The organism is Anabaena sp. PCC 7108, from assembly GCF_000332135.1.
GTDB lineage: Bacteria > Cyanobacteriota > Cyanobacteriia > Cyanobacteriales > Nostocaceae > Anabaena.
Genome location: NZ_KB235896.1, coordinates 411,590 through 431,060, shown reverse-complemented (window position 1 = coordinate 431,060; position 19,471 = coordinate 411,590). Strand labels below are relative to the sequence as shown.

Annotated in this window: 14 protein-coding genes; 3 read left to right on the top strand and 11 right to left on the bottom strand. The window is 38.9% G+C overall.

What is annotated here, in order from left to right; genetic code table 11:
- The first annotated feature begins 11 nt into the window (after positions 1-11).
- Positions 12-707, top strand: coding sequence for a manganese catalase family protein (locus ANA7108_RS0102565; protein ID WP_016949195.1), 696 nt, complete (start codon positions 12-14; stop codon positions 705-707).
- A 221-nt stretch (positions 708-928) separates the two neighbouring features.
- On the opposite strand, the gene ANA7108_RS0102560 is transcribed toward ANA7108_RS0102565, so the two are convergent.
- Together ANA7108_RS0102560 and ribBA are read right to left on the bottom strand one after the other, a co-directional pair.
- On the bottom strand, positions 929-2,125 hold the full coding sequence (locus ANA7108_RS0102560) for a site-2 protease family protein (RefSeq protein WP_016949194.1): 1,197 nt from the start codon (positions 2,123-2,125) through the stop codon (positions 929-931).
- A gap of 415 nt (positions 2,126-2,540) precedes the next feature.
- Positions 2,541-4,214 carry a bifunctional 3,4-dihydroxy-2-butanone-4-phosphate synthase/GTP cyclohydrolase II gene (gene ribBA, locus ANA7108_RS0102555; RefSeq protein ID WP_016949193.1) on the bottom strand — a complete coding sequence of 558 codons (1,674 nt, stop codon included), beginning with the start codon at positions 4,212-4,214 and terminating at the stop codon, positions 2,541-2,543.
- Between the two features lie 271 nt (positions 4,215-4,485).
- Here ribBA and argC point away from each other — a divergent pair, with 271 nt between their 5' ends.
- Entirely contained in the window at positions 4,486-5,544 is a 1,059-nt protein-coding gene (gene argC / locus ANA7108_RS0102550; RefSeq protein WP_016949192.1) for an N-acetyl-gamma-glutamyl-phosphate reductase, read from the top strand.
- A 96-nt stretch (positions 5,545-5,640) separates the two neighbouring features.
- Here argC and eno read toward each other — a convergent pair whose 3' ends face one another.
- The 5 genes from eno to ANA7108_RS0102525 all read right to left on the bottom strand — a co-directional run bounded on the left by eno (position 5,641) and on the right by ANA7108_RS0102525 (position 10,248).
- A complete protein-coding gene (eno, locus tag ANA7108_RS0102545; RefSeq protein WP_016949191.1) occupies positions 5,641-6,930 on the bottom strand; it encodes a phosphopyruvate hydratase in 1,290 nt (429 codons plus the stop codon).
- A gap of 698 nt (positions 6,931-7,628) precedes the next feature.
- Entirely contained in the window at positions 7,629-8,015 is a 387-nt protein-coding gene (locus ANA7108_RS0102540; RefSeq protein WP_016949190.1) for a type II toxin-antitoxin system VapC family toxin, read from the bottom strand.
- Positions 8,016-8,017: 2 nt separating this feature from the next.
- Entirely contained in the window at positions 8,018-8,239 is a 222-nt protein-coding gene (locus tag ANA7108_RS0102535; protein ID WP_016949189.1) for a type II toxin-antitoxin system Phd/YefM family antitoxin, read from the bottom strand.
- A 503-nt stretch (positions 8,240-8,742) separates the two neighbouring features.
- Positions 8,743-9,327, bottom strand: coding sequence for a Uma2 family endonuclease (locus ANA7108_RS0102530; RefSeq protein ID WP_016949188.1), 585 nt, complete (start codon positions 9,325-9,327; stop codon positions 8,743-8,745).
- A 54-nt stretch (positions 9,328-9,381) separates the two neighbouring features.
- Positions 9,382-10,248, bottom strand: coding sequence for an N-acetylmuramoyl-L-alanine amidase (locus tag ANA7108_RS0102525; RefSeq protein ID WP_026103948.1), 867 nt, complete (start codon positions 10,246-10,248; stop codon positions 9,382-9,384).
- A gap of 309 nt (positions 10,249-10,557) precedes the next feature.
- Between ANA7108_RS0102525 and metH the strand changes: the two genes are divergently transcribed.
- Entirely contained in the window at positions 10,558-14,100 is a 3,543-nt protein-coding gene (gene metH, locus ANA7108_RS0102520) for a methionine synthase (RefSeq protein ID WP_026103947.1), read from the top strand.
- Between the two features lie 457 nt (positions 14,101-14,557).
- Here metH and mdh read toward each other — a convergent pair whose 3' ends face one another.
- The 4 genes from mdh to ANA7108_RS0102500 all read right to left on the bottom strand — a co-directional run bounded on the left by mdh (position 14,558) and on the right by ANA7108_RS0102500 (position 19,351).
- Positions 14,558-15,535 (bottom strand): malate dehydrogenase, encoded by a 978-nt coding sequence (gene mdh, locus ANA7108_RS0102515; RefSeq protein WP_016949185.1) that lies wholly within the window; start codon positions 15,533-15,535, stop codon positions 14,558-14,560.
- Positions 15,536-15,746: 211 nt separating this feature from the next.
- Positions 15,747-17,099, bottom strand: coding sequence for a (Fe-S)-binding protein (locus ANA7108_RS0102510; RefSeq protein ID WP_016949184.1), 1,353 nt, complete (start codon positions 17,097-17,099; stop codon positions 15,747-15,749).
- 53 nt (positions 17,100-17,152) lie between these two features.
- On the bottom strand, positions 17,153-18,466 hold the full coding sequence (locus ANA7108_RS0102505) for an FAD-binding oxidoreductase (RefSeq protein ID WP_016949183.1): 1,314 nt from the start codon (positions 18,464-18,466) through the stop codon (positions 17,153-17,155).
- A gap of 138 nt (positions 18,467-18,604) precedes the next feature.
- Positions 18,605-19,351, bottom strand: coding sequence for a Uma2 family endonuclease (locus ANA7108_RS0102500; RefSeq protein WP_016949182.1), 747 nt, complete (start codon positions 19,349-19,351; stop codon positions 18,605-18,607).
- Positions 19,352-19,471: the final 120 nt, after the last annotated feature.

Sequence of the window (19,471 nt, the reverse complement as noted above, 5' to 3'; positions counted from 1 at the left end):
GAATAAGTTGTATGTTTTTCCACAAAAAAGAACCGATTCATGCAGTCAAAGTTGATGCCGCAGACCCTCGTTTTGCACAATTACTTCTAGAACAATTTGGAGGAGCAACAGGGGAACTTTCAGCAGCTTTGCAATACTGGGTACAATCTTTTCATGTAGAAAATTCTGGTATCCGCGATATGCTCCAAGATATTGCCATTGAGGAATTTGGACATTTAGAGATGGTAGGTCAACTCATCGAAGCTCATACTAAAAATACAGATCAAACAGAAGCTTACAAAAGTAGTCTGTTTGCTGTGCGAGGAGTTGGTCCCCACTTTCTTGATAGTCAAGGTAATGCTTGGAGTGCGAAATACTTGAATGAAGGTGGCGATGTAGTACGTGATTTACGTGCTAATATTGCCGCAGAAGCAGGCGCTCGTCAAACCTATGAAGCATTAATTAAACTGGCAACAGATGAGGGAACTAAAAAAACTTTAGTCCATCTCTTAACAAGAGAAATTTCTCATACCCAAATGTTTATGAAGGCTTTGGATTCTTTGGGTAAGTTGACTGATCCTCTATTTGGGAATATTCAACCTGATGAAACGGTTTCTCTCTACTACAACTTATCGACAAATGGCAACGATCAGAATGAGCGCGGTCCTTGGAATTCTGAACCCACATTTAAATACATCGCCAATCCCCTAGAAACTCATTTTTCATGATTAATGGATTTTAATTGACGACAATTTTTTTTACATTGGGTAGGGTGGGCGATTATTTGTCCACCCTTAAATTTAATCTAACAAAAAAGAAAAAAAGGCAGGAAACCCCGCCTTGGAACCCAAAAAAGCATTTTGTAACCAAATACCAAATCAACTATCACATAAGGTTTTGTCGAGTTCGTTACAAAGTGATGACATAAGTATGTCAAAACTCAACTTCTTTAATTCGTGGTTGACTTGGCTATTATTCCCAGTTGCAAACCTGGGGGAAAACTACCTTCTTCTTTAATGCGCTTGATTTCAGTGTCGGTAATTGGCAAGTTTAACTGTTGTGCTGCACACTTAACGATATCTCCTCTGTCAATGATGCCAGCTACAGTCCCTGCTGGAGAGAGAACAGTAATTCGGGGTAGCTGTTCATTTTCTAGTTTGTTAATTATTTGGGCTAAAGGAGTTGACTCAGTAACGGTGGGTATATTTGTGAGGGTATGAACAATACTTTGCAGAGTTTGGGTTTCCCACTGACTCCTTTCGGTTGTCCGTAAATCATCAACAGTCACCAAACCTCGGTAACGTCCATCAGCAGCGGCAAAGTAAACTTGTGAGGAGGATGTTTCTAAAAGGTACAAATCAGCAAACTCTCTCAGTGTTTGGTCGGCATTAACTACGCGAAAATCACGGGTCATGGCATCAGCAGCTACCAGTTTGAGCAAAGTTTCTTGTAATGTGGTTACACGGTCATAACTGTTGGCGTTACGAATACCAAACCAACCCAAGAGTACAATCCATAAACCTGTGAGTAATTCTTTGCTGAAGAAATCGATGGCAAATCCTAAAGCGATCGCACTATAACCTAAAATCTGTCCGCACTTTGCTGCCAAATGTACGGCTTGAAAGCGATTTCCTGTTATTTTCCATAGTGCTGCTTTTAATACCTGTCCACCATCCAACGGTAAACCAGGAATTAAGTTAAATAAAGCGACAACTAAGTTAATTCTCGCTAAATCTCTCACCATTACATTCAGCAGTGTGGTATCAGGAATGATGTTAGAAGTTAGATGTAGCAACAAAAATAGGACTATACTGACCGCAGGACCAGCGATCGCTACTTGAAAGGCTTGCCCTGGAGTTTTCGATTCTTCTTCTATTGCGGCAATCCCACCGAAGAAAAATAACGTAATGGAATTAACTTTAATCCCTTGAGACTGTGCTACTAAGCTGTGTCCTAACTCATGCAATAACACAGAAGTAAATAATAGCAGTGCCATAATTAGTCCAGCACTCCAACTTGTGAAAGTACCCCATTGTTGATAAGCTACGGCAAAATTTAGGGTTGCTAATCCGAAAATTACAAACCATAACGGGTCTAAAAACAGAGGAATACCAAATAAAGATCCAATTTTCCAATTAGTTTGCATTATTTTTTTCCTAGTATTAGATTTTTTTAGCAGTTACCATTCAAGTGAGATACAAGCTGTAATCATTAAACGCAGCGAAAAGTTCCTCGAAGCCGGGTTTCCCGGCGTAGGAAACTTTTCAAGACAGATGGACGCAGATAAACGCAGATGATTTTGTACTTCACTAGACTAGGAAACGCTATAGCAGTTACCTTTAAGGATAATTTAGGAGAATTAAACATTAAAAATTAAGCAGATTGCATTTATTTTACTTAATTAAAGCTAAAAATAAATCTCCCTTTCTTTACATCCCTTCCTCTCTCGATTTTTATCAACTTGAAAGTGAAACTGTATAACTCTTGAGGCTTTTGGGATGCAATAGAGACACAGCATTGCTGTATCCCCACGCATAAAATGAAAGTTGGTAAATAAAACCCTACTTACTAAAACTGTAAATCTGTTGTGTCTCTAAGTTATCCTTCAATGATGAAGGGAGGACACCATTACTAAATCTCTGTCGATCTAATTGCACTTGTAAATTACTTAGCGGATCACTACCTGAAGAAATTAGAAATTCCAATTTCTGGACATAAGGTAAATTTACTAATTCATCCAGAATTTTACAGATTGCTTGCAGGTAAGGATGACCACTTTGTTGATACCAATTAGATTCAGCAACATTTGCTTGATCAAAACCCAAGTGTACAGTTAAAGATGGCTTATCAAACAGTGCAATTCCTAATGGACGAGATTCCTCCTGTAACAACAAATCGTTATTTTTAGCTAAATACCGAAATTTATCTAACCGTTCATAGCGTTTTGTCGCCAATTGCGGGTGATCTTGCCAGTGAATGGCCACGGTGACAAGATAACTTTGTAACAGCATATGCCCTAGCTTTTTCGCCTTTGTTTCTAGGTAATAGGAGTTGTAATCATTAGCCTCAATTAACAAAGGAACACGATCAACTACTTCCAATCCATAGCCCTTAACACCAGCAATTTTACGGGGGTTGTTGGTAATAAGACGAATTTTTTTAATGCCCAAATCCATCAGCATTTGCGCCCCCATGCCGTAGTCTCGCAAGTCAGCGGGAAATCCCAAACGCTCATTTGCTTCTACCGTATCTAGTCCCATATCTTGCAACGAGTAGGCTTTGAGTTTATTAATCAAGCCAATCCCCCGTCCTTCTTGTCGTAGATAAACAACCACACCTTGACCGGCAGACTCAATCATTTTCAATGCGGCTTCCAACTGCATTCGACAGTCGCAGCGCAAAGAACCCAAAGCATCACCTGTTAAACATTCTGAGTGCATTCGCACCATGACAGGTTCATCTTGAAAATTTGCAGGGTTGCCCTTGACAATTGCTACGTGTTCTGTATTATCTAGGGTGTGACGATAGCCGTAAATATCAAATCGACCAAATTGGCTGGGTAGCTTAGTAACGATTTCTCGATAGACCAAACGATCATTTTGAAGACGATAACTAATCAAATCGGCAATGCTAATAATTTTTAGCTGATGATTTTGGGCATATTGCACTAATTGTGTTAACCGCGCCATGGAACCATCAGGGTTTTGAATTTCACAAATTACCCCAGCTGGGTATAATCCAGCTAATCGAGCTAAATCCACTGCGGCTTCCGTATGTCCTGCTCGTTTAAGCACACCTCCAGCCCTAGCCCGAAGTGGAAAAATATGACCAGGACGGCGTAATTCCTCAGGTTTTGTGGCTGGGTTGAGAGTAACTTGGATGGTGCGGGCCCGGTCTTCTGCGGAAATTCCCGTAGAGACACCTAAATGAGGGCCAGCGTCAATGCTGACAGTAAAGGCAGTTTGGTTAGTATCTGTTAGAGTACTCACCATCAATGGTAAATCTAGTTCATCCAAGCGATCGCCAGTCATGGCCAGACAAATCAGCCCTCTGGCTTCCACAGCCATAAAATTGATCATATCTGGGGTGGCAAATTGGGCGGCACAAATTAAATCGCCTTCATTTTCTCTATTTTCATCATCTACTACCACAATGACGCGACCTGCTTTGAGGTCGGACAAAGCGGCATCTATCGAATCAAATTCAAAGGCTTGGCTAGTCTTAGGCTGTAACACAGAAAATTTCCAGCTACCAACGTAAATTTTTTTAACAATTTCTTATTTTAAATTGTAGCTTCTTTATCAGATACAGAAGTAGACTAGCAATCATTCGATAAAATGACAAAAATTTCTGCTACTGAAAATTTAGCAAGAGAATGGAGACTGAGGATATGGGGAGGTGGAGAAATAATTTTCCCAATCACCTGTTTTGTGTGTTTCCCATCTAGTCGCTGATATTGTGGGTAGCTGAGAACAAATTAACAAAAGTAGATAAGGATTTCATCACATGGGTAATTTAAGACGCGTACCAGTTGGGATAGTTGGCGCGTCAGGTTATGGCGGAGTTCAACTAGTGAGACTACTGATGGATCATCCAGAAGTTGAACTGGTGTACTTAGGTGGTGAAAGCAGCGCTGGTAAATCCTTTGCTGATCTTTACCCACATCTAGGAAATATAGTTAACTTACCAATTGAGGCTGTAAATCCAGAAATTATTGCCAGTCGTTGTGAAGTAGTATTTCTTTCTTTACCCAACGGACTAGCCTGTCAAATTGCACCTCAACTGCTAGAAAAAGGATGCAAAGTACTGGATTTGAGTGCAGATTATAGATTCAGTGACTTGACAACTTATACAAATTGGTATGGTACACAGAGAAGCGATCGCACAGTTGCGGCTACAGCAATTTATGGCTTACCGGAATTGTACCGGGATCGCATTTCCGAAGCTCAACTAATTGGTTGTCCTGGTTGCTATCCCACAGCCAGCCTGCTGGCACTTTCTCCACTTTTAAAACAGGGTTTGATAGTTCCAGAAACAGCCATTATTGATGCTAAATCTGGAACATCTGGCGGCGGCAGACAAGCTAAAGTTAATCTTTTATTAGCCGAAGCCGATAACTCCCTAGGGGCTTATAACGTCGGCAGACACCGCCACACTCCAGAAATTGAGCAAATTTGCAGCGAATTGGCAGGACACGAAGTCACAATCCAATTTACACCCCATCTCATTCCCATGGTGCGGGGGATTTTGGCGACCGTATACGCCACACTGCGCGACCCTGGTTTAGTCCGTGACGACTTAATCACAATTTTTACAGCTTTTTATCGTAATTCCCCTTGGGTAAAAATCTGTAATAGCGGCACATACCCCCAAACAAAATGGGCTTGTGGAAGTAACACTTGTTACATTGGCATAGAAGTTGATCCCCGCACAGGCCGGGTAATTGTCATGTCAGCTATCGACAACCTGATTAAAGGTCAAGCAGGACAAGCAATCCAGTGTATGAACATCATGCTGGGCTGGGATGAAACCTTGGGCTTGCCAAAAGTCGGATTTTATCCTTAACGCACCAGGTAGCCAAGGTAACGCAGAGGAACACAGAGAAGAAATCCTCAGCGACCCTCTGCGTTGACCTCCGCGCCCCTCTGCGTTAAAAAGAAACTACTTAGGCCCCAAACCAACAGTACCAGCATAAACAGCGCGATCGCCTAATTCATGCTCAATACGGAGTAAGCGATTGTATTTTGCTACCCGTTCACTACGGCACAGAGAACCGGTTTTAATTTGACCGGCACGAGTAGCCACAGCCAAATCAGCAATAGTTGTATCCTCAGTTTCGCCAGAACGATGGCTAATTACTGAACGAAAACCGTTGCGATTTGCCAAATCAATGGTTTCCAAAGTTTCAGTTAGCGAACCAATTTGATTCAACTTAATCAAAATCGAGTTAGCGGCTTTTTGGTCAATACCTTTTTGTAAGCGAGTAGCATTAGTGACAAATAAATCATCGCCTACTAATTGCACTTTTGAGCCTATCTTCTGAGTTAGTAATTGCCAATTTTGCCAATCTTCCTCATGCAAACCATCTTCAATAGACACAATTGGATATTCGTCAACCAATTGTCCTAAATAATCAACAAACTCGCTCGGTGCATGGGGTTTGCCATCATAGACATACTGCCCATTTTTGTAAAACTCACTGGCTGCTACATCTAAAGCCAAAGCCACCTCTTCCCCAGGCTTATAACCAGCTTTTTTAATCGCCGCTACTAACAATTCTAAAGCCACTTGGTTAGATTCTAGATTAGGTGCAAAACCACCTTCATCACCGACACCAGTCAGCAAACCTTTTTCATCCAAAACCTTGCTGAGAGTCGCAAACACTTCTGCACCCCAACGCAAAGCTTCCTTAAAAGAAGGAGCGCCAATAGGTACAATCATAAACTCTTGAAAGTCTACGTTATTAGAAGCGTGCGCTCCACCATTGATCACATTCATCAAGGGAACAGGTAGCAAATTTGACAACGGACTGCCCAAATAGCGATATAGGGGAACATCCAAAGACTCAGCACTGGCTTTTGCAGCAGCCAAGGAAACCGCCAAAATCGCATTTGCACCCAAATTCGCTTTATTAGGTGAACCATCCAAAGCAATCATCGTTCTGTCTAAAGCTTCTTGGTTGAGAGCATCCAAACCTAACAATTTTGGTGCTAACACCTCATTGACATTCTGCACCGCCTTGAGTACCCCTTTACCGCCATAACGGCTTTTATCATCATCCCGCAATTCATGAGCCTCAAATGTGCCTGTAGACGCACCACTGGGAACTTGAGCCAGTCCCACAACCCCATTAGCCAAATGTACTTCGGCTTCCACCGTTGGTTTTCCCCGTGAGTCGAGGATTTCGCGGGCGACAATTGCTTCAATAGCAGTATCTAGAAATGTATTCATTCGTGTTTTGTCCTTTGTTTCTCTGGTGTTTAAGGTTTAAGACTTTACAGTTTAGTCCTAACCCAATCGTTAGCATAGGTGTTTCTGGAGCAAAATCGGCTGACATTAAAGAAGATTTCCAATAGTGGGTGTAGGGGTTTAGCAATGCTAAACCCTTACTGGGTAAGAAACAAAACACAGAATTTGTCTGAATCAGGATTTTTAGGATTAAAGGATTAACAGGATTATTTATTGATCATTTACTTATTTTGTCTGAATCAGGATTTCTAGGATTAAAGGATAATTTATTGGTAATTTATTTATTTTGACTACATCAATCGCCATTTTTAATTTAATATTTTTAATATTTATGTATTAAATCTTGAAAATACTGATTCTGACTACTACTTAGTAATATGAATTATATTTCTTGTAGGGTGCGTCAGACACGATATTTTCACAAAAAACAGATTCTCTCTATCTGACGCACCTTACTCAATAAGTTATTCCCAAAGGCGAAAACGACGCAATTTCGTTCATTCACATCATGGCAGATTCGTACAGTGCGTAAGTCCTAATTTGTTCCCTGTTCCCTGTTCCCTGTTAAGAGTTCCCTGTTCCCTTCTTTTGTAATTGCCCTTTATTTTCCATAGATAGAGAAAAGCAATCGCTCTTATAAAGTCAACATGGCTAGAGTGCGATCGCTTTAATAATTGAGATCACCATATAAGATCAACTTTGTATGAATCAAACATAGAATCTCGACTAACAATAGGGATATTTTTAACCATAGATTGTGCTATTAATAATCTATCAAAGGGGTCATTATGATGAAAAGGCAAGCTAGAAACTGTTTGTAAATGACTCAGTTGAATATCTAAGAGTTTAAAATCAGCCAATTGGATTTTTTGCTGAATATAATCATCTATAGGTACAGATAAATTCAGCCTACCTTTACTTTGCTTAATTGCCATTTCCCAAACACTGACAAGACTTATATATTTGAGATTCTTGCTATCTTCAATTAATTGGAGAGCAGTTATACTAATATTTTCATTGCCTGAAAAAAACCACAAAAGTGTATGAGTATCTAATAAAACTTGCATGGTTAATCTTCAAATTCTTCTAATGGCTCATCAAAATTATCAGCAATAGAAATGATATCTTTATCTGTACCAAATAAAGGAGGACGTTTAGATTTAGATTTGAGTGCTGTTAATTTTAATAAAGGTTGCTGGTTTTCGGTAATAATAATTTCTTCTCCATTTAATGCTAAGTGAAATAATTCTGATATTTGGTTAATTGCCTGTGTAATTTCTATGGAAGACATAATAATAGACTTGAATATAATTTTAATCTGATTATAGCATGATACAATAAAAATTATTTTAGAAAATATGATAAAATCTAAGAGATTATAGTCAACGTGGCTAGATGCTAGAGAGCGATAGCGAAGCGCGATCTAGTAATCGCTAAACATTACGAATAAAGAAAGCGATCGCTCTTATAAAGTCAATGTGGCTAGAGACTAGAGTGCGATCATTGATTCATAAAATGTAAGGGTTTAGCATTGCTAAACCCCTACCGCGTTGATATATAATCCTGAAAAATGCTATAATATAAACCGATCTCAAGCTATATATGAAATATGAAAATAATTCTAGATAACTTAGAACCCAACCTTGTCGAATATTAAAAACACAGCACCGCAATGAGTTATGATATCCATCAACGTCTCTTTTTAGACACTAAGTGAATAAGTATTTGTCATCATTATTATTCCCAAAACTTATTATTTTATTTCACTCTCTATTTTAAGCTGTTGATCATTAACTACCAAATTTTTTCCATATTCAACACAAACCCCGGTAAAACAGGTTCGCAATTAACAGTATCAGGATTTTCTAAACATTCTTCTACTTGTCCAGGACGGTAAATATAAACTCGCCGATTTTTACGATCAATTAATAAACCTAATCGTATTTCTGATTCTTGCATATATTCTTGCATTTTATCTTTTAAAGGCTGCAAGTTATCAGAAGCTGACCTTAATTCAATGACAAAATCAGGACAAATAGGTGCAAACTTTTTTTGTTGCTTTGGTGTAAGTTTATTCCATCTTTCTAACTTTATCCAAGCAGCATCAGGAGAACGTTCCGCACCTGTGGAGAGTTTAAAACCTGTACTGGAAGAAAAACCAATTCCTGTACCATCTTTTTCTGACCAAATTCCTAGCTGTACAGCAATATTAAATTCTCGATTTCCTGTTTCTGAACCTGCTGGTGACATGATTGATATATCTCCAAATTTATTTCTCTCAATGCGTAAATCACGGTTTTCTTGACAGAATTCAAAGAATTGATCATCTGTCATTGGCATTGATGAGGGAAAATGTAATATCAAAGGTGATGAAATCATAATTATTTCCTCCATCTGAAATTAAATTAATTTTAACACAAGCTGTTATTGAACTTAGTTAACGGTTTTTAGCTGACGATAGCTATGAAGTAAATTAAAAAACTTATCAAAATCAAAACTTTTTGGATCTGCTCTTTGTCCAGAACGGTCAACAGTACGATGAGTAGTAATCCTATCATCGGGAACTTGACTTTGAGCAATCAACCAAGCTAAAGAATTATATTGAGCTTTTGTATAACCACTATGACCCTGGATATGATTTTCACCCCAAGCATCGACAGGAGTTTCTAAAGACACATGATAAGCAAAATTATTCACAGAGGGAGGTAAATTGGGGTTAGTCTGTACAGTTTCCAAACCATTAACACCCTCAAATACAGAATTACCTGCACCAAAAGCGCGTTTATCTGGTGGAACAAGATAAATTACCGTTCCATCTATGGTAATTAAAGCGTGATAGCTTGCTTGCACTTTTTCATCATCATGGGGTGTTTGAAAAAAATTAATAGCGCTAGAAGCAGAATTACTAGTTTCGTGAATGACAATAATCGGTTGATTGTTAAAAGCTACACCGTTAACATCTCTGGTATAGCGATCGCCATAATTGCTAGAATCCACTTCAGCTTTAGCAAAACTAGGTCTATATTTGGCGAAAGCCGCAGTAGTTGCATACTTAAGATGATTTTTATTAATTTTACTAGTTTTAACTGGTGATTTAGGTAAATTTATTTTCTTTTTGTCTGTATTTATGACAGATTGTAATTGCGCTTGTGGATATTGATTCCATGTTGTAACTTCTGGATTTACAGCAGCTTGATGATTTTTTATCTGTCTTGCACCACCGATAAACACTGCCAAAATCAGCGCTGAGAACATGAAAAAGATTAACATGACTCTAGTTGCCCAATCCTTAAATCTCATATATGTAATATTGGTACTATGGCTGATATTAATATTATTATTTTACTATTTAGATAAAGTCATATTAGTATACTAAGTGTAATCCAAACAACTTTTTGATTCTTTCGGTTCGTAGGCTGATCTTAGCATTCTCAATCTCCTAGACACAAGACACAGCAACTCAAAAACAGCTGATTAAAAACACGCTACAAAATTAAAATACGTATTTTTCTAGAAAACTTGTCTAAAACCATCCAAATTTTGGAAAATAATAAACTAAGTCTAGTGCTGCACTAGTATCACAAAACAAACTCCATTTTTTAACACAATATGACCCATCCTTTCCTAAAACACCTACATAGTCCAGAACGTCCTGTTATCGTCTTTGACGGTGCAATGGGAACTAACCTGCAAACCCAAAACCTCACCGCTGAAGATTTTGGCGGCGCACAATATGAAGGCTGTAACGAGTATCTAGTCCACACCAAACCCGAAGCCGTCGCTAAGGTTCACCGTGATTTTCTCGCTGCTGGTGCTGATGTCATTGAAACCGACACCTTTGGCTCTATGTCCATAGTTCTAGCAGAATATGACCTAGCAGACCAAGCTTATTATCTGACTAAGAAAGCTGCCGAACTGGCCAAAAGCGTGGCTGCGGAATTTTCCACCCCGGAAAAACCCCGATTTGTAGCCGGTTCTATTGGACCAACCACCAAACTCCCCACCTTGGGACATATTGACTTTGACACCATGAAAGCCTCTTTTGCTGAACAAGCAGAAGCCTTGTTTGATGGTGGTGTGGATTTATTTCTGGTAGAAACTTGCCAAGACGTACTGCAAATTAAAGCTGCTTTAAACGGGATTGAAGAAGTTTTTGCCAAAAAAGGCGAAAGACGAGCCTTAATGGTGTCTGTAACTATGGAAAGCATGGGAACAATGCTAGTAGGGACAGAAATCAGTGCTGTAGTTACTATCCTGGAATCTTACCCCATTGATATTCTCGGTTTAAACTGCGCCACTGGTCCCGACTTGATGAAACCACACATCAAGTATTTATCAGAACATTCTCCCTTCGTAGTTTCCTGTATTCCTAACGCTGGTTTACCAGAAAACGTTGGTGGTCAAGCACATTACAAACTGACACCCGTTGAGTTGCGGATGTCTTTAATGCACTTTATCGAAGATTTGGGTGTCCAAGTGATTGGGGGTTGCTGTGGGACACGTCCAGCACACATTCAACAATTGGCAGAAATTGCCAAAGAGTTAAAACCAAAAGTTAGACAACCCAGTTTAGAACCAGCAGCCGCATCAATTTATACTACTCAACCTTATGAACAAGAAAATTCTTTCTTGATTGTTGGTGAACGTCTCAACGCCAGTGGTTCTAAAAAATGCCGTGACTTACTCAACGCTGAAGATTGGGATGGTTTAGTATCAATGGCGCGGAGTCAAGTTAAAGAAGGCGCACACATTTTAGATGTTAACGTTGATTATGTGGGACGTGATGGCGTGCGTGATATGCACGAGTTAGTCTCTCGCATTGTTAATAATGTGACATTGCCTTTAATGCTCGATTCCACCGAATGGGAAAAAATGGAAGCGGGTTTAAAAGTGGCTGGTGGTAAGTGTTTACTCAATTCCACTAACTACGAAGATGGCGAACCGCGATTTTTGAAAGTGCTAGAATTAGCAAAAAAATACGGTGCTGGTGTCATTATTGGTACAATTGATGAAGATGGCATGGCACGGACAGCCGAGAAAAAGTTTCAAATTGCCCAACGTGCTTATCGTCAAGCTGTAGAATATGGTATTGCGCCTACAGAAATATTTTTTGATACTTTAGCTCTACCTATTTCTACAGGGATTGAAGAAGACCGAGAAAATGGTAAAGCCACAATAGAGTCAATTCGCCGTATTCGTCAAGAATTGCCAGGATGTCATGTCATGTTGGGTGTATCTAATATATCCTTTGGTTTAAACCCAGCATCCCGGATGGTTCTAAACTCGATGTTTTTGCATGAAGCTATGCAAGCGGGTATGGATGCAGCAATTGTCAGCGCGAGTAAAATTTTACCTCTGGCGAAAATTGAACCTCAGCATCAAGAAGTTTGTCGGCAATTAATTTATGATCAACGTAAATTTGATGGTAATGTCTGCGTTTATGATCCTTTGGGAGAATTGACAACAATTTTTGCAGGAGTCAAAACAAAACGGAATACGGGAATTGATGCCAGTTTACCAATTGAAGAACGTTTGAAACGTCATATTATTGACGGTGAACGGATTGGTTTAGAAACCCAATTAACCAAGGCTTTAGAACAATATCCTCCCTTACAAATCATCAATACATTCTTGTTAGATGGGATGAAGGTTGTGGGTGAATTGTTCGGTTCGGGACAAATGCAATTACCTTTTGTTTTGCAATCAGCCGAAACTATGAAAGCTGCGGTTGCTTATTTAGAACCGTTCATGGAAAAGTCTGAATCTGGTAATAATGCCAAGGGAACTTTTGTGATTGCGACGGTAAAAGGTGATGTCCATGATATTGGTAAAAACCTCGTGGATATCATTTTATCTAACAATGGTTACAAGGTAATTAATCTGGGCATTAAGCAATCGGTAGAAAATATCATTCAAGCTTACGAACAGCATCAACCTGATTGTATTGCCATGAGTGGTTTGTTAGTGAAATCTACCGCTTTTATGAAGGAGAATTTGCAGACTTTTAATGAAAAAGGAATTACTGTTCCTGTGATTTTAGGTGGTGCAGCTTTAACTCCTAAGTTTGTGAATCAAGATTGCCAAAATGCTTACAAAGGTAAAGTAGTTTATGGCAAGGATGCTTTTTCTGATTTGCATTTCATGGATAAGTTAATGCCAGCAAAAACGGCAGGTAATTGGGATGATTTGCAGGGATTTTTGGATGAATTAGGAGAATCTGAAGCATCAACAAATGGACATCAAGAAATAGTCGATAATGCTGTTAAGGATAAAGTACCTGTTGAACCAAAGGAAAAAGATACTCGACGTTCGGAAGCGGTAGAGGTAAATATTGAACGTCCAAAACCTCCTTTCTGGGGAACGCAGTTTTTACAACCTGATGATATTTCTTTGGAGGAATTATTCTGGTATTTGGATTTGCAAGCTTTGATTTTTGGACAATGGCAATTCCGCAAGCCAAAGGAACAATCTAAGGAGGAATATCAGGCGTTTTTAGATGAGCAGGTTTATCCAGTTTTAGAAGGTTGGAAACAGCGCATTATTGAGGAGAATTTATTACATCCTCAAGTCATTTATGGCTATTTTCCTTGTCAGTCTGTGGGGAATAGTTTGTTGATTTATGAAACTAACCACAGAGGCACAGAGGACACGGAGGTAAGAACCAGTTTTGAGTTTCCGCGTCAGAGGTCTTTTAATCGGTTATGTATTGCAGATTTCTTTGCACCGAAGGAGTCGGGAATTATTGATGTTTTCCCTATGCAAGCGGTGACTGTGGGGGAAGTGGCTACGGAGTTTGCACAGAAATTATTTGCTAATAATCAATACACTGATTATCTGTATTTTCATGGTATGGCGGTGCAGGTTGCGGAAGCTTTGGCTGAATGGACACACGCTAGAATTCGCCGGGAGTTGGGTTTTGGTGATGCTGAACCGGATAATATTCGGGATATTTTGGCACAGCGTTATCAAGGTTCTCGGTATAGTTTCGGTTATCCGGCTTGTCCGAATATTCAAGACCAGTCTAAGCAGTTGGAGTTGTTGGGAGTTGATAGGATGAAGATGCACATGGATGAAAGTGAGCAATTGTATCCTGAACAGTCTACAACGGCGATTATTACTTATCACCCTGTAGCCAAGTATTTCACGGCTTAATCTATCCCTAGATTCCCCTAATTGAGCTAATTTACAAAAGAAGGGAACAGGGAACAGGGAACAGGGAACAGGGAACAGGGAACAAATAAAAAAGTTTAGTTCTGAGTTTAAAGCTCAGTCAAAAAAAAGGATGTTTTTTGAGATGCGTAGCACGAAAAAAACAGTGTCATTATTTCAATCTCATGTTTTTAAACATGAGTTTTTTCTGTTAAGAGTTGCTTCCTGTTCCCTCTGAATACGTTCTGAGTAAGATAGCAAGTTAGGGGAATATTACTATTTATAAGTTTTTATGGCGTTGCATAATTGCGGGATGATTTGAGAATCTGCATCAATCAATATATAATCACCGCGTCTCCGTGTCTTGAGCGTCAGTTTAAATGATAAGTATTCAACTGGACATGATATCACTGAGAAGCCCACACTCACCCAAAGGGAAGTGTGGAGTACCTCACGATTCTTAATCTTGAATAGACAAGATTTCCTGCGCCCTTTGAATATTTTGGCGTACAGAATTGGCTGAAGTTTGCAAAGCTGTGTTTTCTTGATCATTGAGAGTCAATTCTAAAATATTCTCAACTCCACCAGATCCTAAACGACAAGGAACACCAATCACAATATCATTTAAACCATATTCACCTTGCAGATAAGCTGCAACTGGCAACAAACGCGACTGATTTAATAAAATAGATTCTACCATTAAACAGGTAGCAGAAGCAGGAGCAAAAAACGCTCCGCCTGTGTGCATTAATTCCACAATTTCCGCACCACCGTTACGGGTTCTTTCTACTAAACTTTCAATTGTCGCTGGGTCTAATAATTCTGTAACGGGAATACCGTTAATAGTTGCGTAACGGGCTAAAGGAACCATTAAATCACCATGGCTACCTAAGACCATTGCTTTTACGTCCGCAGGTAAAACTCCCAGTTCTAAAGCGATGAAAGTTTCAAACCTAGCCGAGTCTAACACCCCAGCCATACCCATAACCTGATTTCTGGGTAAACCTGTAGCTTGCCAAGTTAAATAAGTCATCACATCCAAAGGATTTGTGACAACAATAAAGATAGCATGGGGAGAATATGCGATCGCATTTTTGGCAGTTTCAACCACAATTTTGGCATTAATTTTCAACAAATCATCCCGACTCATTCCCGGTTTGCGGGGAAAACCAGCGGTAATCACCACAATATTTGAATTAGCCGTATCTGCATAATTATTAGTACCACTAATTTGTCGGTTATGTAATTCCAATCCTCTGGCTTCTAGCAAATCTAAAGCTAAACCTTGAGGCATACCCTCAACAATATCTAATAACACTACATCAGCCAAATTTTTTTCTGCAATGCGTTGGGCTAAAGTACTACCAACCCTACCCGCGCCCACAATAGTCACACGGGGAGACTTGTATAAAATTGAGGAAGATGGAGAATTAGACATAATTTCAATTTCTTGATAACTGCAATTATTCAATCATCCTACCAGGGAGGAGATGGCCAGCCTTACAGCAGTTTTCATGTATTTGAACCACTATTATTAGACCTAACCCCAGCCCCTTCCCTACAATAGTTACCCTCCCTAATAGAAATTGTAGAAAGTTTTTCGGAATTATCTCTACAATTGTATATTTTTTTAGGTTAAAATTGAGATTTTAAACCTCCAATTTTACACCTTGAATTGCATAATCTAATAACTCCATTGGGTGCAGAACAGAAATATTTTGACCATGCAAATACTTACTAATTTGCAAACTACAACCAGGGTTAGGAGAAGCAATTAACTCAGCACCTGTATTTAATAAATTTTGCACTTTTTGCTTACCTAGTTCTTCCGCAATTTCTGGTTGCAGCATATTATAAACACCTGCACTACCACAACATAAAGCCGCGTCTATTGGTTCTCTTAAAGTCACCCCTGGAATTTTTCTTAATAACTGACGAGGTTGAATACTAATCTTTTGTCCATGTAATAAATGACAAGCATCTTGATAAACTAAAGTTAAAGGTTTATCAGTTAAAGGTGAAAGTTTAGCAGTTAAACCCACATTAATTAAAAACTCTTGTGCATCTTTAACTTTCCCTGCAAATGCTTTGGCTTTCTCTGCATATTCTGGATCATCAGCTAAAATATGACCATATTCTTTTAAAGTATGACCACAACCAGCAGCATTGATAATGATGAAATCGACATTTGTATCAGCAAAACTATCAATCATTTGTCTTGCTAAAGCTTTTGCTTGTTCCGTTTGTCCTTGGTGTTCAGGAAGTGCAGCACAACAACCTTGAGATTTAGGAATTACCACTTCACATCCATTTGCAGTTAATACTCTCACTGTTGCTTCATTCACAGGAGAGAAAAACAGCCTTTGCACACATCCTAAAATTACCCCAACACGATATCTTTTCTCACCTTTCGCAGGGATGATATCTGGTAAATTATCTTGAAAAGTTTTAACAGTAATTTCTGGCAGAATAGACTCCATAGCTGCTAAACGAGGAGATATCGCTTTAATTAACCCACTAGCGCGTAATAACTTAGAAATTCCCGACTTTTGATAAACGAATAATGGTAAAAGTAAAATTCTTAAAAGGTCGGGATTGGGAAACAGAGAAAAAATCAATTGACGGATTAACTTATCAGAAAAACTGCGGTTATAATTTCTCTCAACTTGATGACGAGTTGCCGAAATCAACTTATCATACTGCACACCAGAAGGACAAGTTGACACACAAGCCAGACAACCCAAACAAGAATCAAAATGTTCAACAGTTGCCGTATTTAGAGCAATTTCCCCCTCATTAATAGCATCCATTAAATAGATGCGTCCTCTGGGTGAATCCATCTCCTTACCTAATACTCGATAACTAGGACAAGTAGAGAGACAAAAACCACAATGAACACAACTATCAATCAACTTTGGATCTGGAGGATGACTAACATCAAACCCCTTTAAATTCTTAATACTAGCAACATTATTAACAGCACCATTTGAAACTTCTTGCATTTCTCTTTTCCCTCTTAAACTTCGCGTTCTTTGCGCCTTCGCGGTTCATTCTCTTAAATCCCACCCACAAACCGACCAGGACTTAAAATATTTTCAGGATCGAACTGTGTTTTAATTCCCCGCATAATATGTAAAGCATTCCCAGTATAACCCCAAATATCCAACTTTTCTTTGATGGCAACTGGTGCAGCTAAAACACTTAAAAAGCCATAATTGGTTTCACATAACTGACGTAATGCTAAAACTTGATTTTGATTTTCTAACCGCACCAAACCCAAACCACTACTTAAATGAATTAACCCGAATTTTATCTGATTAATAACCTGTACCGCAGCAGTTGGTAATACTCCTATTTTGCAAGTAATTACAGAATTATTCACAGCATCATGTATTGTTTCTGGTAATCGTTGCCATAGAGTCGCTTCATTTTCTGCTGAATAAATCGCCCCATGTAAACCCAATTGTTGACCAATTGCCAAAATTCGGTTTGACTGTTCCTTCACACTTTCGCTAATAGTTTGAAACCGGATAATTAAACCAATTCCATTACCTAAACCTAAATCAGAAACTAATTGATTTGATATTAAATCTGCTTGAGTTGGTGTTAACTCAGAACTTTGCAAAATTGTAGCAGCTTGGGAGATAGCTTCAGCTTTACCAGTTAATATTACAGTTGCTGATGTTTCTGGTAAAGGATAAACTCGAAAAGTGACTTGGCTGATAATTCCTAATGTACCGTAAGAACCGGTGAATAATTTCATTAAATCGTAACCAGCAACATTTTTTACTACCCTTCCCCCAGCTTTGGCTATTTGTCCATCAGCACGGATAAAAGTTATACCTAAAAGTTGGTCACGGACACCGCCATAACGTTGACGTAGAGAACCTGTATCAGCAGTAGCTACAATACCGCCAATGGTAGCAGAATTAGGAAATGCGGGATCAAGAGCTAGTGTTTGTCGAGATTTAGCTAATAGTTCTTGAATATCGCCAAATTTCATTCCTGCTTCGACGGTGACAGTTAAATCACCAACTGCGTGTTCTATGAGTTGGTTAATACGTTCTGTACTGACAACAATATCAATATTTTTACCCAAACCACCCCAATGAAGTTTACTTCCACTACCGCAGGGGAGAACACGCCATTTATTGCGGTTAGCAGTGGTGATAACTGCGGCTAATTCTGCTTGGCTGTGGGGATAAACGACACAACTGGGATAGCTTTTGCAGTGTATCCCTTGTTGTATTTTTTGTTGCTGGGTGGGGGTGAGATTTTCCCAAGGTAAGACAGCGTTTTCTGCACTGATAATAGAAGTTAAGGTAGAGGCGTAGACACTTTGTGTCTTTTCGTTAGAAATCGCATTCATTGGTTTTTTATTCCTATCCTCCTTATTAATGTACTGGTTATTGTGAACAAATATGTGAGGCAGAGCCTCTAAATGGCATTCCCAGTCTCTGACTGGGAACGAGGGATAATACAGACATTAAAGAGGAAAGTAGGTAAATTAATCTAAATCAGGTTCAACACCAAGCGCACGGAGTTGGGCAATTAATCTTTCTGTTTTTTGTCTTTCTTGTTCAACTTTTTGGCGTTCTTCTTCCACAGGAGTTAACACCCAATTACCATCTTTATCATACCAACGTAACCAAGGCATATTCACATTTTTATAACTGCCTTGCCAAACACCCAAACCTAATTCTAAATCAGGAATCCAAAAACGTAAATCTGATAAATTTACTTCAACATAATGAGCGCCCTTTAACTCAAACATTCTAAATTCAGATTGATAACGATCAAAAATTGCGTAATAGGGAACTCTTAAACTCTGCTCGTAAACTTCCCATTTAGTTGGGGGTTTTTCCACATCTCGCAAAGTTTGACCTAAGTCTTCCTTTTCTGTTCCTGGTGATAATAATTCAACCACAATATAAGGATTTACAAATTCTTGCCAAACTACATAACTTAATCGTAAATCTCTTTTTTCATAAAGAGAAGAAACACCAACAACCGCAAACCAATCTGGGCGTTTATGCCACAATGGATGACGACCATCATAATATAAATTCATATCACTAGCTGTAAATATTTGGTCGCTAGGATAGTTAGGCGGACGAAATGTATCTGCTAGTAATTGTGGTTGTAATAAATGAAATTGATCTGGCAAACCTTTCTCCTCCGGGTCTTCGCTGGGAAGATCATACATTGTTGGTAATGTTTCTTTAGGGGAAAGTGGTGGATCTGTTTGATACATTATTGGTAATCCTAAAGATACAACTTTTATCTCTATTATGTAGCAAGATGATATGGTATTTGAAGACTACTGGAGATTTTCATAAATTGTATTTTGTCTGAATCAGGATAACCAGGATTT

What these genes read in the sequence shown, in the direction of transcription:
- ANA7108_RS0102500 (WP_016949182.1), bottom strand. Translation starts at nt 19,351, where the DNA reads ATGTATCAAACAGATCCACCACTTTCCCCTAAAGAAACATTACCAACA.
- mdh (WP_016949185.1), bottom strand. Translation starts at nt 15,535, where the DNA reads ATGTCTAATTCTCCATCTTCCTCAATTTTATACAAGTCTCCCCGTGTG.
- ANA7108_RS0102565 (WP_016949195.1), top strand. Translation starts at nt 12, where the DNA reads ATGTTTTTCCACAAAAAAGAACCGATTCATGCAGTCAAAGTTGATGCC.
- ANA7108_RS0102510 (WP_016949184.1), bottom strand. Translation starts at nt 17,099, where the DNA reads ATGCAAGAAGTTTCAAATGGTGCTGTTAATAATGTTGCTAGTATTAAG.
- ANA7108_RS0102525 (WP_026103948.1), bottom strand. Translation starts at nt 10,248, where the DNA reads ATGAGATTTAAGGATTGGGCAACTAGAGTCATGTTAATCTTTTTCATG.
- argC (WP_016949192.1), top strand. Translation starts at nt 4,486, where the DNA reads ATGGGTAATTTAAGACGCGTACCAGTTGGGATAGTTGGCGCGTCAGGT.
- ANA7108_RS0102530 (WP_016949188.1), bottom strand. Translation starts at nt 9,327, where the DNA reads ATGATTTCATCACCTTTGATATTACATTTTCCCTCATCAATGCCAATG.
- ANA7108_RS0102560 (WP_016949194.1), bottom strand. Translation starts at nt 2,125, where the DNA reads ATGCAAACTAATTGGAAAATTGGATCTTTATTTGGTATTCCTCTGTTT.
- eno (WP_016949191.1), bottom strand. Translation starts at nt 6,930, where the DNA reads ATGAATACATTTCTAGATACTGCTATTGAAGCAATTGTCGCCCGCGAA.
- ANA7108_RS0102535 (WP_016949189.1), bottom strand. Translation starts at nt 8,239, where the DNA reads ATGTCTTCCATAGAAATTACACAGGCAATTAACCAAATATCAGAATTA.
- metH (WP_026103947.1), top strand. Translation starts at nt 10,558, where the DNA reads ATGACCCATCCTTTCCTAAAACACCTACATAGTCCAGAACGTCCTGTT.
- ANA7108_RS0102540 (WP_016949190.1), bottom strand. Translation starts at nt 8,015, where the DNA reads ATGCAAGTTTTATTAGATACTCATACACTTTTGTGGTTTTTTTCAGGC.
- ANA7108_RS0102505 (WP_016949183.1), bottom strand. Translation starts at nt 18,466, where the DNA reads ATGAATGCGATTTCTAACGAAAAGACACAAAGTGTCTACGCCTCTACC.